The organism is Pseudomonas simiae, assembly GCF_000934565.1.
GTDB lineage: Bacteria > Pseudomonadota > Gammaproteobacteria > Pseudomonadales > Pseudomonadaceae > Aquipseudomonas > Aquipseudomonas simiae.
This window is the reverse complement of sequence record NZ_CP010896.1, coordinates 326,330-340,240: the sequence shown is the minus strand read 5'-3', so window position 1 is coordinate 340,240 and position 13,911 is coordinate 326,330. Positions and strand designations below refer to the sequence as shown.

Below are 13,911 nucleotides of genomic sequence, written 5' to 3'. Positions count from 1 at the left end.
TCAGGTAAGGGGCGCCGACTTATGGTGCCGACTGCCCTGCTGAATAGCGCCTGAACGGACCTGAACATTCCCGTTTTTACCGACCCGCGGGCCACACCCATTTCGGAATCAGTCGTACATAAATCAACTCGCCAACCAATTCGACCAAGGTTTGCAGGATCACGGCCGTCGCTGCCAACCCACGCACGTCCTCCGGCAGCGCCAGCGCCAAGGGCAACACCACCAGCGAATTGCGCGTCGACGCGCTGAACGTCACCGCCCTGGCCGTCACCGCGGGCAGCGCAAACAGCCGCGATGCCAGCGCCCCCATCAATGGCGCCAGCAACAGGAAACCGATGTACACCGGGATCACCGGCAGCAGCAGGTTGATATCCCGCACCACCGAGATGATTTGCGAGCCGATCACCACAAACAGCACCAGCGCCATCGCCGGCACCGGCATCCACGCCCAGGCGACGTTCCAAGCACTGACGAGCGATGATTGCCGTGCCAGAGAAGTCGTGAGTACGGCCAGAACCATCGGCACCACGATCAGCAGGAAGAACGCCTCGATAAACGGACCCACCTCCACCACCACCGCGGACTGTGTCCCGAGCATCACGCTCAAATAGATCGGCAACAGCGCCAACTGAAGCAACAACAACACCGGCGTCGCCGCCAGCATCAGCCGTGAGTCGCCCTTGCCGATATGGGTAAACACCACCACGTAGTCGATGCACGGGGTCAGCAATACCAGCAACGCCCCAACCAGCAGAGCCGGGCGTCCTGCCAGGCTTTGAGTCAATGCCCATACCAGTAACGGAATGAGGATGAAGTTGGCGAGCAGCAATGCCGACAGGAAGCGTTTGTTGCTCAGGCGTTGGCGCACGTCCAGAAAGGGGATTTGCAGGAACATTGCGTACATCAGCACCGCGATGGCAGGGGTGACAAACGCGTTGAGGCCCTGGGCGAATGAGGGCGCGAACAGACCGAAGCCGACCGCCAGCAGAACGGCTGCGAAGTAGACCGGAATTTGGTTGTGTTCGAGGACGTCGCGAGTCATGAGGCTGGCCCAGATTGATCGAAAGGCCGTCAGCCTAAGCATCTGGAGGGGGAAAGGTCGAGCATCCCGACAATCTTCGCAATCACAATGCCCGAAATTTGTTAAGTTCGGCGTCTTATAAAAAAGCGCGTGAGCCAGCATGCCCTTACCCAAGGCGCAAGGACCCGGCAGTCCCATGAACCGCCCAACCCGCCCCACTCCGGAAGCTTTCCAGGAACCTGCCGCCGACGGCTACGTCCTGGGCGGCTTCACCTGGCACCACCCGCGCACCGACCTTGAGCGCCCGGTCGTCATCATCAACGCCGCCACCTCCGTCCGCTGCCGCCACTACGCGCGCTTTGCCGACTACCTGTTCGCCAACGGCGTTGACGTCATCACCTACGACTACCGTGGCATCGGCGAATCCCGCAATGGCTCATTGCGTGGCTTCAAGGCCTCATGGTCGGATTGGGGCGCGCTGGATTTCGAGGCAATGCTGAAGCGCGCGCAACGGGAGTTTCCGGGACAGCCGATTGATGTCGTCGGCCATAGCTTCGGTGGCTGCGCGGCAGGGCTCGGGGCATCGGGTGCGGTCATTCGGCGAATGGTGACCGTAGGCGCGCAGTTTGCGTACTGGCGCGATTACGCGGCGGACGTGCGCTGGCGAATGTTCGCCAAGTGGCATGTGGTGATGCCGTTATTGACCAAGCTGTGCGGGCACTTTCCCGGCAAGCGCCTGGACTGGCTGGAAGACACTCCAGCGGGCGTGGTGCGGGACTGGAGTACCCCGACGCCCAGGTACGAAACACGCCCCAGCGGACGAGCCTTGGGTAAGTTGCCATTCAGTCGTGTGAAGGCGCAGATACTGGCTATCAGTATCACCGACGACCCCTTCGGAACGGTAGCTGCCATCGAGCGACTATTGGATTACTTCGACAGCAGTGCGCGCACTCATCTGCGGATCGCGCCTGAAGACATAGGCGAAAAGGAAGTCGGACATTTCGCATTTTTTCGCAGCGAGTATCAGGATCGGCTGTGGCCGATTGCATTGGCGTGGCTTCAAACCGGCCAATTGGCTGCAGATACCCTTGGGATTTCCCTCAACCTGCGCTTCAATACCCCATCCCGATCCGAAACCTAGGACGCTGAGCCCATGGCCTCGCCGAACAAGCAACAAAAACGTGCCCACCGGGCAAAGGCCAAGGCCAAGCAGAACCGTACCCAGCGTGCCGTAGCGACCAAGCCGGACGCATTTGCCGGCGACGACAGTCGCATTGACCTTGAGTCAGTGGATTTGACCGAGCTGTTCGTAGAGATGCGCACCGCTGGCGAAACCAGCCAACAGGCCTTGTGCGCCGTGTTCTTGGCCCACCCGTTGCTGGCACTGGTGCTGGAACAGGAAGGCGAAGAAGAAGCCACCGATTTTATCCTGGCGGCGCTGATCGAGTATCGGCAGTGGGCTACAGATACCGATGATGAAGCCGCGGCCCTGGCGTGGATCGAGTCGCCGCAGTTCCAGGCGGATTACGTCGCGGCGTCCCAAGCGCTGACCAACTCCCAGGACTGATACAAAACCAAATGTGGGAGCGGGCTTGCTCGCGAATTCGGTGTTTCAGTCGCCAGAAATAGTGACTGATCTACCACTTTCGCGAGCAAGCCTGCTCCCACATTTTTAATGCCGGCGCCCTCAAGCACCGGCTTATATCACATCAGTTAAGTGCCGCAGCACCTACCCTCTGTGTCTTGCGACGGCTCGACACAAACAGCCCCGCCGCCACCACCAGCAAGCTCAGCACCCCAGTCGCAATGATCTCGATACGGTGCGCTTCCTGGAACAGCATGATGGTCAGCGTACCCACGATGAACACCATCACCGCGTAGGTCAGGCCTGGGAACAGCCACATCTTGAAGACAATCTTCTCGCCCGCCGCCGTGCGTTTCTGGCGCATGCGCAGTTGCGACACGGCGATCACCAGGTACACCAGCAGCGCAATGGCGCCGGAGCTGGCCAGCAGGAATTCGAACACTGCCGCCGGGGCCACGTAGTTGGCGAATACCGCCAGGAATGCCGCGCCAGTCGACAACAGCACAGCCCAGTAAGGCGTGCCGCTCTTGTTGGTGCGCTTGGCCACCGCTGGCGCATCACCGCGACGACCCAGGGAGAACAGCATGCGCGAAGCGGTGTACAGCGCCGAGTTCAAGCAGCTGGTCACGGCAACCAATACCACCAGGTCGACGATCAGCTTGGCGTTCGGGATGCCCATGCGTTCCAGCACGGTCTGGTAGGAACCTACGGCTGCCAGGGTCGGATCGTTCCACGGCACCAGGGACACCACGATGAAGATCGACAACAGGTAGAACAAACCAATCCGCCAGATCACCGAGTTGGTTGCCTTGGTAATTTGCTGGCCTGGGTTCTTCGACTCAGCGGCGGCGATGGTGACAATCTCAGTGCCCATGAACGAAAACATGGTGGTCAGGATTGCAGCCAACACAGCGCCCATGCCGTTGGGCATGAAGCCTTGGGTGTCGAACAGGTGGGAAACACCGCTGACCTGGCTGGTCGGCAGGAACCCGAAAATAGCGGCCAGGCCGAGGATCACGAAGCCCACGATCGCCACGACCTTGATCAACGCAAACCAGAACTCGAACTCGCCGTAGTTCTTCACGCTGAACAGGTTGGTTGCTGTCAGCAGCAGGGTAATGACCAGGGTAAAGACCCAGATCGCAATATCAGGGAACCAGGCATGAAGGATGGTCGCGGCAGCGTTGGCTTCCAACGGAATCACCAACACCCAGAACCACCAGTACAACCAGCCAATGGTGAAACCGGCCCAGTGGCCGATCGCCCGGTCAGCGTAGGTGGAGAACGAACCGGTGTCCGGCGACGCCACGGCCATTTCGGCCAGCATTCGCATCACCAACACCACCAGCGTCCCCGCAGCGGCATACGCCAACAGTACGGCCGGGCCGGCGGCAGCAATCGCGTGGCCGGAGCCGACAAACAAACCGGCACCGATAACGCCGGCAATCGACAGCATGGTGACGTGACGCGGTTTGAGCCCCTGTTCGAGGTCATTGGAGCTTTGCGTACTACTCATTGACACACCTTTACGAGGAATTGCGAAAACGGTCGGCCCGGCTCGGAATCTTTGTCGTGAAAAGAAACCAACAGGGCGTTCTTTATTTTTTACGCAAGATTTGCGCCAAAATGTTACAGCGCCGCGATTGACGCGGGCTGTAGGAAGTTTCAACACGCCTCGCAAGTCATTGAGAACAATGGCATTCCGCTATAGCGTTACCGTGCGACTCACATTCAAGACGAATAAACGCACCATAAACACACACAAAAAGTACGTGACGCCCCACAAAAGGGCTGATATGCACCGTTTGCCCGGTTAACCCTTCCAACACCCGACCAAAGCTGGCACCATCGCGCCCTTTTTTACGCGAAGCCTGCAGTTTTTCAGGTTCAAACGGATGTTCGGTTGTTGATGGCGCGACACGCTGCTGTGCCGATGCGACACCCTGCCGCACACCACCTGTTTACCGCCGGCCACGCTGTTGGCTGCCATCAAGACGCTATGCTAGCTTGGCGCCTCGCCAGGAAGGCGGCCCAACAGCAGGATTGCAATGAACACAATGAGGACCCCACATGGCCGAGGCCACGCCCGCGCTTGAAATCCGCAACTTGCATAAACGCTATGGTGAGCTGGAGGTACTCAAAGGTATCTCGCTGACCGCTCGCGACGGCGATGTGATCTCGATCCTGGGTTCCTCCGGTTCCGGCAAGTCCACCTTCCTGCGCTGCATCAACCTGCTGGAAAACCCGCACCAGGGCCAGATCCTGGTGGCCGGTGAAGAACTCAAGCTCAAGGCCGCGAAAAACGGCGAATTGATGGCCGCCGACGGCAAGCAGATCAACCGCCTGCGCAGCGAAATCGGTTTTGTGTTTCAAAACTTTAACCTGTGGCCGCACATGAGCATCCTCGACAACATCATCGAGGCCCCTCGCCGTGTGCTCGGCCAAAGCAAAGCCGAAGCCATCGAAGTCGCCGAAGCCCTGCTGGCCAAGGTCGGCATTGCCGACAAACGCCACGCGTACCCCGCGCAACTGTCCGGCGGCCAGCAGCAACGGGCGGCCATTGCGCGCACTCTGGCGATGCAGCCTAAAGTCATCCTGTTCGATGAGCCCACTTCGGCGCTTGACCCGGAAATGGTTCAGGAAGTACTTAATGTGATCCGCGCACTGGCCGAAGAAGGCCGCACCATGCTGCTGGTCACCCATGAAATGGGCTTCGCCCGTCAGGTGTCCAGTGAAGTGGTGTTCCTGCACCAGGGCCTGGTCGAAGAGCAAGGATCGCCACAGCAGGTGTTTGAAAACCCGCTTTCGGCGCGCTGCAAACAATTCATGTCCAGCAACCGCTAACGGAGCAACATGCATGCAGAACTATAAAAAATTCCTTCTGGCTGCGGCCGTCTCGATGGCGTTCAGCGCCACGGCCATGGCAGAAACCTTGAAAATGGGGATCGAAGCGGCCTACCCGCCGTTCAATAATAAAGACGCCAGCGGCAACGTCGTGGGCTTCGACAAAGACATCGGCGACGCCCTGTGCGCCAAGATGAAAGTCGAGAAGTGCGAAGTGTATGTGTCCGACTGGGACGGCATCATCCCGGCCCTGAACGCCAAGAAGTTCGACTTCCTGGTGTCCTCGCTGTCGATCACCGAGGAGCGCAAGGCGGCCGTCGACTTCACCGACCCGTACTACTCCAACAAGCTGCAGTTCATCGCGCCTAAAGCCACCGCCGACTTCAAGACCGACGCCGCTTACCTCAAAGGCAAAGTGATCGGTGCACAACGCGCCACGTTGGCCGGTACTTACCTGGAAGACAAGCTGCCGGATACCGAAGCCAAGCTGTACGACACCCAGGAAAACGCCTACCTCGACCTGACCTCCGGTCGCCTGGACGGCATCCTGGCTGACAAGTACGTGCAGTACGAATGGCTCAAGAGCAAAGACGGTTCGGCCTACGAGTTCAAAGGCGACCCGGTGGTAGAAAGCGACAAGATCGGTATCGCCGTACGCAAGGGCGACCCACTGCGCGAGCGCCTGAACAAAGCCCTGGCAGAGATCAAGGCAGACGGCACCTACAAGAAGATCAACGACAAGTACTTCCCTTTCAGCATCGAATGATCTGAACGGTATGCCCGGCGCGCTCAGTTGAGCGCGTCGGCTTTTTGCAATGCCTGCCGCGATATGAAAACACCATGAATTTCGATCTCTACGGATTCGGCCCGGCGCTCGCCGCTGGCGCGCTGATGACCGTCAAACTGGCGCTCACGGCCCTGTGCCTGGGGCTGGTGCTAGGCCTTGCCGGCGCCTTGGCCAAGACTTCGCCGTACAAGCCGCTGCAATGGCTTGGCGGCGCTTACTCGACCATTGTTCGCGGTATTCCAGAGCTGTTGTGGGTGCTGCTGATTTACTTCGGCACGGTCAACCTGATGCGTGCCCTCGGGGAGTTCTTTGGCAACCCCGACCTTTCCCTCAGTGCCTTTGCCGCCGGGGTGATCGCCCTGGGCCTGTGCTTTGGTGCCTACGCAACGGAAGTGTTCCGTGGCGCGATCCTCGCCATTCCCAAAGGCCACCGCGAAGCCGGTATCGCCTTGGGGCTGTCGAAGTTCCGGATCTTCACTCGGCTGATCATGCCGCAGATGTGGCGCATCGCCCTACCGGGCCTTGGCAACCTGTTCATGATCCTGATGAAAGACACCGCGCTGGTATCGGTGATCGGCCTGGAAGAAATCATGCGCCATGCGCAGATCGGCGTGACCGTCACCAAGCAGCCATTCACCTTCTTCATGGTCGCCGCCTTCATGTACCTGGGCCTGACCGTCCTGGCCATGACCGGCATGCACTTCCTGGAAAAACGCGCCGCCCGCGGCTTTGCAAGGAGCACCCAATGAGCGGCGACTACAGCTGGCTGGCGCATTTCGACCTGGGCCTGAACTGGGCCGTGATCATCAAGTGGCTGCCCAAGCTGGCCCAGGGTGCCATCCTCACCCTGGAGCTGGTGGCCATTGCGGTCATCGCCGGCCTGTTGCTGGCAATTCCGCTGGGTATCGCGCGCTCCTCGCGCCGCTGGTATGTCAGCGCCCTGCCCTATGCCTACATTTTCTTCTTCCGTGGCACGCCGTTGCTGGTGCAGTTGTTCCTGGTCTACTACGGCCTGGCGCAGTTCGACTCGGTGCGCGAGAGCTTCATGTGGCCCTACCTGCGCGATCCGTTCTGGTGCGCCACCGCCACCATGACCCTGCACACCGCCGCCTACATCGCCGAGATCCTGCGCGGCGCGATCCAGGCCATCCCGCCGGGCGAGATTGAAGCCGCGCGCGCCCTGGGCATGTCCAAGCCGAAGACACTGTTCTACATCATCCTGCCGCGCGCCTCGCGCATCGGCCTGCCGGCGTACAGCAACGAAGTGATCCTGATGCTCAAGGCCAGCGCCCTGGCCAGCACCGTCACCCTGCTGGAATTGACCGGCATGGCGCGGACCATCATTGCCCGTACGTACCTGCCGGTAGAGATCTTCTTCGCCGCCGGCCTGTTCTACCTGTTGATGGCGTACGTGCTGGTACGCGGCTTCAAGCTGCTGGAACGCTGGCTGCGCGTCGATGCTTGCCAAGGACGTTGAGGCCCGCTTCCACGCGCTGGATGCGTTCCTGATCGAGCACCAAGGGCTGTGGAAACCACGGCCCTTTACGCATCGCCAGTTACCTTGGGAAGCCGAGCATCCCGACCTCGCCCAGTGGCTGCGCCAACGCTCGTTGGCCGAAGCCGAAGCCCGTCACAACCATCCCCATGACCTCGCCGCGCCTGCACCTTTTCCACAGCTTGCTGCGCAAGCCGTGCAGCTCAGTGCTGTGGATAAGTTACCGATGCACCCGCTGCAAGCCGCTCGCCATCGCCTGAATGTGGATGTTCCGGGTCGCAAGTGGGAACAGATTGAAGCCTTTGGCGCGGCACTGCAGTTTGCACAGACACCCACACACTGGCTGGACTGGTGCGCGGGCAAGGGCCACCTCGGTCGTCGTCTGTTACAAACCGGGCAGGCACTGACCTGCCTGGAATACGACCCTGCGCTGATCGCTACAGGCCAGGCCTTGAGCAACCATCATGGCTTGCCGGTGACCCATCGCCTGCAAGACGTGATGGCCGATGTGGCGATCACCCCCGAACACACGCCCGTCGCCCTGCATGCCTGTGGCGACCTGCATGTGCGCCTGCTGCACCTGGCCAGCGCGGCCGGCTGCAAACAGCTGGCGCTGGCGCCGTGCTGCTATAACCGCATCCATGCTGACGCCTACCAGCCACTGTCCAATGCAGGCCGGGCGTCACGCCTGCAACTGTCGATCGATGACCTCGGCCTGCCGCTGAGCGAAACCGTCACCGCAGGCAAACGCGTGCGCCTGCAACGGGACACGTCCATGGCGCGACGCCTGGGGTTCGATCAACTGCAACGCGACCTTCGTGGCGTCGACCAATACCTGCCAACGCCCTCCCTGCCTGCCAGTTGGCTGGACAAACCCTTTGCCGACTATTGCCGGGAACTGGCAGGCCTCAAAGGGTTATCCACAGCTGAACAGGATTGGGCGGCGCTGGAAGCGTACGGCTGGCGCCGCCTGGCCGAGGTCAGGAATTTGGAACTGGTGCGTGGTCTGTTTCGGCGCCCACTGGAAATGTGGCTGGTACTGGATCGGGCATTGTTTCTCGACGAAAACGGCTACAACGTCCAAGTAGGCACCTTTTGCGAACCCGCACTGACGCCGCGCAACTTGATGGTGCTTGCCGAGCGCGATTAAGGGCGAAATTGTCGCAGGCAGCCTGTGGATAACTCTGTTGATGATTTCTTTACGGGGCCTGTAACCATCTGCACTACAGCTCATAAACGGCGCTGGTCATTTTTTGTTCACAAAATAAAACGCACGCAAAACAGGCAGTTGCGGCGTGATGAGAACGGCTCCACAAAATGGCTTTTTCGTGACACCGCCATCCAACCGATTGTGCATAAGCATCTGGCGTTAAGCGTATAAACCGCGCTCTAGACGTATTTTTTCGACACCCTCAACAACCGGCACAGGTCATTGATATCGTCAGCGGCCAGGCGCATCGACTGGCTGTCCAGTGGGTCGGTGCTGAAAGCCAGGGATTCGCTGATGACCACATCACGGTGAACCTCGTACAGGGTGCTGCCCAAACGCTGCTTGAATGCTTCGACCATGTCCAGGCTGAACGCATTGCACTCGTCCACTTGATTGACCACAAAATGCACGCGCGGCGGGCGCTCGCGCTTCAGATGGGGCGCCAACAGCGCATCCAGTTGATCCAGGGTGGCCAGCGACGCTGCATCGGCCTGGGTGACGACCAGCACGACATCGGCCACGCTCAGCGCTTGCTGGAAGTAAACGTTGTTACCGGCCGGGGTATCGATGATCAGCGTATGGCGCGCGCCCAAGCTCAAGTCTTCCAGGCGCCGTGCGAGCCAATCCGGCTCATGGGTGAGCCAGCGCTGCAGGCTTTCTTGCTGCCGGGTACTGGTGCTACCGAAGGTGATCACCTTGCAGCCAGCGAAACCAGGCTGCTGGATCGCCGCCCATTGCGCGTTCTGCAAGCTGGCAGGGCCGAGTCCCTCTGCATCCGGGCTGACCCCGAAGTGATGACGCAGGGCATTTTGCGGGTCAAGGTCCAAGGCCACCACCGACTCGCCCTGGCGCTGCAAGCCGCTGCTCAAGGCCGTAGCCAGAGTGCTGCGACCCACGCCGCCATTGACGGAGACCAAAGCCACCACGGTGGGCCGCGCCGCGCGGACATTCATTGACGGCACGTCTTCGCGGGTGCTCGAAACGGGGCTGCCATCCTCGACGGGAATGCTGCCGAAAAAATGCAGCCGTGCGTTGAGCCCTTGGGCATCTCGCGTGACATTTTTACCGAACAACACGAAAAACTCGTTAGCAAGGCTCATGGCCCGAACTCCCCACGACGCGGCTTAAAGACGTGAAGGGTCGGCAAGTAGAAGGCTCACCGCAGGTCTTATTATCGGCGTCTCTGTTGTCGCATTCTGTGACAGCACTGACAAAGTGTCATTATTTTGATGATAAACCTGCTCATTTTTTAGATAAGCGGCAAATCGTCAATTTAATGGCTCAAGCCTCTTCAACGAGTAGGCGCTTAATTGATTCGTTTGAGCAATTCGCGACATAGACTACTCAGATCCCGGCACGCGGCACTGTTGCTCACCGGATCGAGGGGGTCGCGCCCGTAAGCCTGAGCTTCGATAAACGCGGGATCGCGCTGGAGGGTTCCAAGCACGGCCTCCCCCAGGCGAAGCTTGAATACGTCGACCATGTCCTGGCTGAACCGATGAGCAGGGTCAACCTGGTTGATCACGTAGAAGCGGTACGGTGACTTCGCGTGGTCCAGGTAAGGGGCAAGCACACGGTCCATTTGAGTCAGGCTGCGAAATGACGCGACATCCGCTTGCACCACCACCAACACCACGTCGGCAACCGACATAGCCTGGCTCAGGTATACGGTATTGCCTGCCGGCACATCGATGATCAGCGTGTCCCGGCCACTCAATTTCATCCCATCCAGACGCTTGGCCAGAAACTCCAGATCCTGGCCCAGCCAACGATTCAAGCTTTGCTGTTGCACCGGGTCGGTTTCACCGAACGCCACTACCCGGCATCCGGCAAAACCACGAACCGGTAACGCTTCCCAGGTTTTGTTGAGCAGGCTGGTCGCGCCAATGCCCGCCATATTCACACCGGGCGCCAGGTGATGGCGCAGTCCGTCTTGCGGGTCCAGGTCCAGCGCGAGCGCAGGATGGCCCTGTCGCTGCAGGCTGCTGGCGAGTGCCGCTGTGAGCGTGGTGCGGCCAACTCCACCCTTGGCGGAGACCACCACCACAACCTTGGGCGCCGCTGCCTCCGAATACACGTCGCACAGCGTCCCCTCACCCAGTTCAAGCGGATAAAGATGCGGGGCTGCGCCCTGATTCAGCTGATCGAGCAAGCTTTGCAAGCCAGGCGAAACTGGCTCATCGACCTGGGGCTGATCAACACGGAGGGGGCCAGTCAGTGCGTCGTATAGTTTGGAAATGTCATCTGCGCGACTCACTGCCTTTGCTCCCCCCTTTAAATGGTTGAATAAAATAAGGCGCGCATTGTGTGATATCACCTTGATAGTGTCAGTATTTTGATGATTTCAGCTAACTTGTTTCAGATGAGCGGCTTGGCGCCATTTATATGACTTATAGTTTTTCTTATAATAATCAAATGCTTATATTTATTTAGCGTATTTTTTGATCAACTTATCAATCATTTCGCCCGACGCGTATTGGCATGTAACTCGGCACACGCCCCATACAAAACGAAACAAAACCCGAGTTTTGCGACACACCCCATATACCTCCCCGGCATTCAATAGGACCCACACCCACTATTGACCTGCACCGAGGACGCACCCATGAACCCCAACAACTGGAACATCTTCATCGCCGCCAGCCTGCTCGCCTTCACCCTCAACGCCCACGCCGACACAAAGCCGAAGCCAGACATCCAACGCATCGTCGCCACCGTGGAGGACAACGCCGCCTCCTGCGGCGTGGTCAATACCCACATGACCTACCTGGACTCCCACGGCCAAAAACACGTCCTGAACTACGGCAAATTCGCCGACAACTGCGCCGACGGAAGCTGAAGAAAGAAGCCCCGCCACACCCCGTAAACCGCACAAGACGAAAAAACCTGCAGGTTTGCAAAAATAGTCAGAATTCAGGGGTTTACAGAACCTCGCCAATCGCTATAATCGTCGCCCTAACACGCCGGTATAGCTCAGTTGGTAGAGCAACTGACTTGTAATCAGTAGGTCCCGGGTTCGACTCCTGGTGCCGGCACCATTTAAAAACAAAGGCTTGCAGCGATGCAGGCCTTTGTTTTTTGTGCAATACGTAACAAGGCACGTAACAAGCAACCAGTTTTCGCTTCCTCATCATCTGTAGGGATACGGTTATGTCGTGGATCGACTATGCGCAGGGCCTCCTGGAAAAAAGCTGGCTTGGCACGTTGCTTGGGATTACAGGCATCGTAATCGCGGTCCTTACTTACCTATGGACTCGCAGACGAACCAGCTTGGCCTATGTCTACCTGGGAGAGCATCTCCTGGGGAGCGCCTCAGACGCGCTACCACCAGAGATAGTCGTTCAATACAACGGCATCAGTATTCCTCGTCTAACCAAATCCATTCTGATTCTCTGGAACAGTGGCGAGAACACCATTAATGGTGAAGATATCGTTGCTAAGGATCCGCTCCGCTTCCATGTTGGAGGCGACGGACGGATCCTATCCGCCGTAATACTGAAATCGACTCGGGCGGTAAACGACTTCTCAATTCCAAAGCCGCCAGACGGAGACGTTAGTGAGATGGAGTTCACCTTCAACTTCCTCGATAAAAACGATGGCGTTGTGGTGGAGGTTCTGCATACCAGCACTGATCGAAAACCCAGCATAAAAGGCACCTTGAAAGGTCTCCCACAGGGTTTTCGAAACCTTGGCCAATTCACGCGGCCCAAACCCCAGAAGAAAACGTCAGGCAAATTGCGCTCTATCACCTGGATTCTGTCTCCGCCAGTTATGGCTGTGGGAGGCTTCCTCGCCGCTGTCTACGGACCACGACCAGCATTTTTCCTTACCAATCCAGACAGCGGGCTTTTCTTCTACTCGTTTCTGGGCGCATTCGTGGGTATGTGGCTCAACAACAGGTTTTGGACAAGGCGTAAGTACCCCAAGAGTCTCCACACCGAAGCTCTCGAGTAAGCCTTATGGGCACTCCCCTGCACCTGGTGCTAAATATGCTCCAGCGCACGGTTCAAGCTGATATGAAAGTATTACTCAGATGCTGGCAGCAGGCTTCGATCAACGGGTGTGGGATAACCAGTAGCCCGCAAATCCAGCGCCACGGTAATGTCTGAACACGTCATGCGTCACCCTCTCTACATACGGGAAAATTTTTTCGGTGCACCCATCAAAAGTGCGTAAGAAGTGTAAGTGAGATTTTTTATCTATCTCTATCCCTTATATTTCAATAGCTTAGAGCCATTTCTAAACCGTAAGTAGACTGTCAGATCAGTGTCGGCGCCGAACAGTTCGTGACTGTAAGTGACGGAGTCAGCAACCTACTGTTTTCAAAGGGTTTTTTTGATCCGCTTTCCTGACTTACACTTTTTGACGACGTGACTGTAAGTGACGCCCCCCAATGAATCCGGGGCTTTTCAGGCGTTTCTCGACCCGCTTACGCCACTTACGTGTCAGGAGGGGGTGTACCTGGAAAAGTTTTCAGCAGCCGTTCAGGCACGCCCCACCAGACTGCTCTCGCCTCGTGACTTTAATCCGGAGAACACCATGACAAAGCCCAGCTCCGTCGCTCCCATTCCAAAAATTGAAGTCATCAAAAAAGGCGCCCTGTGGGAGGTCCATTGGGACTACCAGGAAGGACCGGCCAGCCTGATTCTGTTCAACCGTGCTGACTACCTGCGAGGCTATATAGATGGTGCGCTGGACATCCTCGGGATTGATCCCGATTGCGTGTGCTGCGCCAGCGGCGTGACCGGCACGGTAAAACGACTGACTCGACATCAGGCCGACACACTTTATGGCTCATTGAACCAGTTGCTGGTCCCTTTGGTAGAAGCGGAATTCGCCCGCCTGGAACGCCTCGGCGCCCTTCCTCATGTACGCGGCGCCGCTGCAAAAGTTTGAAACCCCTCTCCCCCATGTAATCAGCCTGCCAGGCCCAGCCGGCGGGCAACTCCCTGCATATCCTGAGACACGC

The 13,911-nt window shown here is 58.3% G+C and carries 14 protein-coding genes and 1 tRNA gene; 11 read left to right on the top strand and 4 right to left on the bottom strand.

Annotated elements, in window-relative coordinates; genetic code table 11:
* Positions 1-76: 76 nt before the first annotated feature.
* Positions 77-1,042, bottom strand: coding sequence for an arsenic resistance protein (locus PF1751_RS01520; RefSeq protein WP_044286490.1), 966 nt, complete (start codon positions 1,040-1,042; stop codon positions 77-79).
* Between the two features lie 175 nt (positions 1,043-1,217).
* On the opposite strand from PF1751_RS01520, the gene PF1751_RS01515 reads away from it, so the two are divergent.
* Together PF1751_RS01515 and PF1751_RS01510 are read left to right on the top strand one after the other, a co-directional pair.
* Complete coding sequence (locus PF1751_RS01515; RefSeq protein ID WP_044286489.1) at positions 1,218-2,162, top strand: alpha/beta hydrolase family protein; 945 nt, start codon at positions 1,218-1,220, stop codon at positions 2,160-2,162.
* A gap of 12 nt (positions 2,163-2,174) precedes the next feature.
* Positions 2,175-2,588: a hypothetical protein gene (locus tag PF1751_RS01510; protein WP_042571326.1), complete on the top strand. Its 414-nt coding sequence runs from the start codon at positions 2,175-2,177 to the stop codon at positions 2,586-2,588.
* 142 nt (positions 2,589-2,730) lie between these two features.
* Here the strand turns inward: PF1751_RS01510 and gabP are convergent, their stop codons facing one another.
* Positions 2,731-4,122 (bottom strand): GABA permease, encoded by a 1,392-nt coding sequence (gabP, locus tag PF1751_RS01505; RefSeq protein ID WP_042571325.1) that lies wholly within the window; start codon positions 4,120-4,122, stop codon positions 2,731-2,733.
* 554 nt (positions 4,123-4,676) lie between these two features.
* Between gabP and PF1751_RS01500 the strand changes: the two genes are divergently transcribed.
* The 5 genes from PF1751_RS01500 (at position 4,677) to PF1751_RS01480 (ending at position 8,882) form a co-directional block, all read left to right on the top strand.
* Positions 4,677-5,450 (top strand): ABC transporter ATP-binding protein, encoded by a 774-nt coding sequence (locus PF1751_RS01500; protein ID WP_010213906.1) that lies wholly within the window; start codon positions 4,677-4,679, stop codon positions 5,448-5,450.
* 13 nt (positions 5,451-5,463) lie between these two features.
* Complete coding sequence (locus tag PF1751_RS01495; protein WP_010213907.1) at positions 5,464-6,216, top strand: ABC transporter substrate-binding protein; 753 nt, start codon at positions 5,464-5,466, stop codon at positions 6,214-6,216.
* A 74-nt stretch (positions 6,217-6,290) separates the two neighbouring features.
* On the top strand, positions 6,291-6,986 hold the full coding sequence (locus tag PF1751_RS01490) for an ABC transporter permease (protein WP_010213911.1): 696 nt from the start codon (positions 6,291-6,293) through the stop codon (positions 6,984-6,986).
* 38 nt (positions 6,987-7,024) lie between these two features.
* Positions 7,025-7,714 (top strand): ABC transporter permease, encoded by a 690-nt coding sequence (locus PF1751_RS01485; RefSeq protein ID WP_029529264.1) that lies wholly within the window; start codon positions 7,025-7,027, stop codon positions 7,712-7,714.
* A complete protein-coding gene (locus tag PF1751_RS01480; protein ID WP_010213914.1) occupies positions 7,695-8,882 on the top strand; it encodes a methyltransferase in 1,188 nt (395 codons plus the stop codon). Before PF1751_RS01485 ends, PF1751_RS01480 begins: the two co-directional genes overlap by 20 nt.
* 239 nt (positions 8,883-9,121) lie before the next feature.
* Here the strand turns inward: PF1751_RS01480 and bcsQ (PF1751_RS01475) are convergent, their stop codons facing one another.
* Entirely contained in the window at positions 9,122-10,042 is a 921-nt protein-coding gene (bcsQ, locus tag PF1751_RS01475; protein WP_021492201.1) for a cellulose biosynthesis protein BcsQ, read from the bottom strand.
* Between the two features lie 206 nt (positions 10,043-10,248).
* The gene (gene bcsQ / locus PF1751_RS01470) at positions 10,249-11,094 is read right to left on the bottom strand and encodes a cellulose biosynthesis protein BcsQ (protein ID WP_031290894.1); all 846 of its coding nucleotides are present in this window, start codon (positions 11,092-11,094) and stop codon (positions 10,249-10,251) included.
* Between the two features lie 453 nt (positions 11,095-11,547).
* On the opposite strand from bcsQ (PF1751_RS01470), the gene PF1751_RS01465 reads away from it, so the two are divergent.
* The 4 genes from PF1751_RS01465 (at position 11,548) to PF1751_RS01450 (ending at position 13,838) form a co-directional block, all read left to right on the top strand.
* Positions 11,548-11,781: a DUF2790 domain-containing protein gene (locus tag PF1751_RS01465; protein ID WP_044286488.1), complete on the top strand. Its 234-nt coding sequence runs from the start codon at positions 11,548-11,550 to the stop codon at positions 11,779-11,781.
* Positions 11,782-11,904: 123 nt separating this feature from the next.
* Positions 11,905-11,980, top strand: a tRNA-Thr gene (locus PF1751_RS01460).
* Between the two features lie 112 nt (positions 11,981-12,092).
* A complete protein-coding gene (locus tag PF1751_RS01455; RefSeq protein ID WP_044286487.1) occupies positions 12,093-12,896 on the top strand; it encodes a hypothetical protein in 804 nt (267 codons plus the stop codon).
* A gap of 585 nt (positions 12,897-13,481) precedes the next feature.
* Positions 13,482-13,838: a hypothetical protein gene (locus PF1751_RS01450; protein ID WP_044286486.1), complete on the top strand. Its 357-nt coding sequence runs from the start codon at positions 13,482-13,484 to the stop codon at positions 13,836-13,838.
* The last annotated feature ends 73 nt before the right edge of the window (positions 13,839-13,911 follow it).

Bases quoted from the DNA above. Each gene is read 5' to 3' on its own strand.
- PF1751_RS01520 (WP_044286490.1), bottom strand. From the start codon at position 1,042: ATGACTCGCGACGTCCTCGAACACAACCAAATTCCGGTCTACTTCGCA.
- PF1751_RS01515 (WP_044286489.1), top strand. From the start codon at position 1,218: ATGAACCGCCCAACCCGCCCCACTCCGGAAGCTTTCCAGGAACCTGCC.
- PF1751_RS01510 (WP_042571326.1), top strand. From the start codon at position 2,175: ATGGCCTCGCCGAACAAGCAACAAAAACGTGCCCACCGGGCAAAGGCC.
- gabP (WP_042571325.1), bottom strand. From the start codon at position 4,122: ATGAGTAGTACGCAAAGCTCCAATGACCTCGAACAGGGGCTCAAACCG.
- PF1751_RS01500 (WP_010213906.1), top strand. From the start codon at position 4,677: ATGGCCGAGGCCACGCCCGCGCTTGAAATCCGCAACTTGCATAAACGC.
- PF1751_RS01495 (WP_010213907.1), top strand. From the start codon at position 5,464: ATGCAGAACTATAAAAAATTCCTTCTGGCTGCGGCCGTCTCGATGGCG.
- PF1751_RS01490 (WP_010213911.1), top strand. From the start codon at position 6,291: ATGAATTTCGATCTCTACGGATTCGGCCCGGCGCTCGCCGCTGGCGCG.
- PF1751_RS01480 (WP_010213914.1), top strand. From the start codon at position 7,695: ATGCTTGCCAAGGACGTTGAGGCCCGCTTCCACGCGCTGGATGCGTTC.
- bcsQ (WP_021492201.1), bottom strand. From the start codon at position 10,042: ATGAGCCTTGCTAACGAGTTTTTCGTGTTGTTCGGTAAAAATGTCACG.
- PF1751_RS01465 (WP_044286488.1), top strand. From the start codon at position 11,548: ATGAACCCCAACAACTGGAACATCTTCATCGCCGCCAGCCTGCTCGCC.
- PF1751_RS01455 (WP_044286487.1), top strand. From the start codon at position 12,093: ATGTCGTGGATCGACTATGCGCAGGGCCTCCTGGAAAAAAGCTGGCTT.
- PF1751_RS01450 (WP_044286486.1), top strand. From the start codon at position 13,482: ATGACAAAGCCCAGCTCCGTCGCTCCCATTCCAAAAATTGAAGTCATC.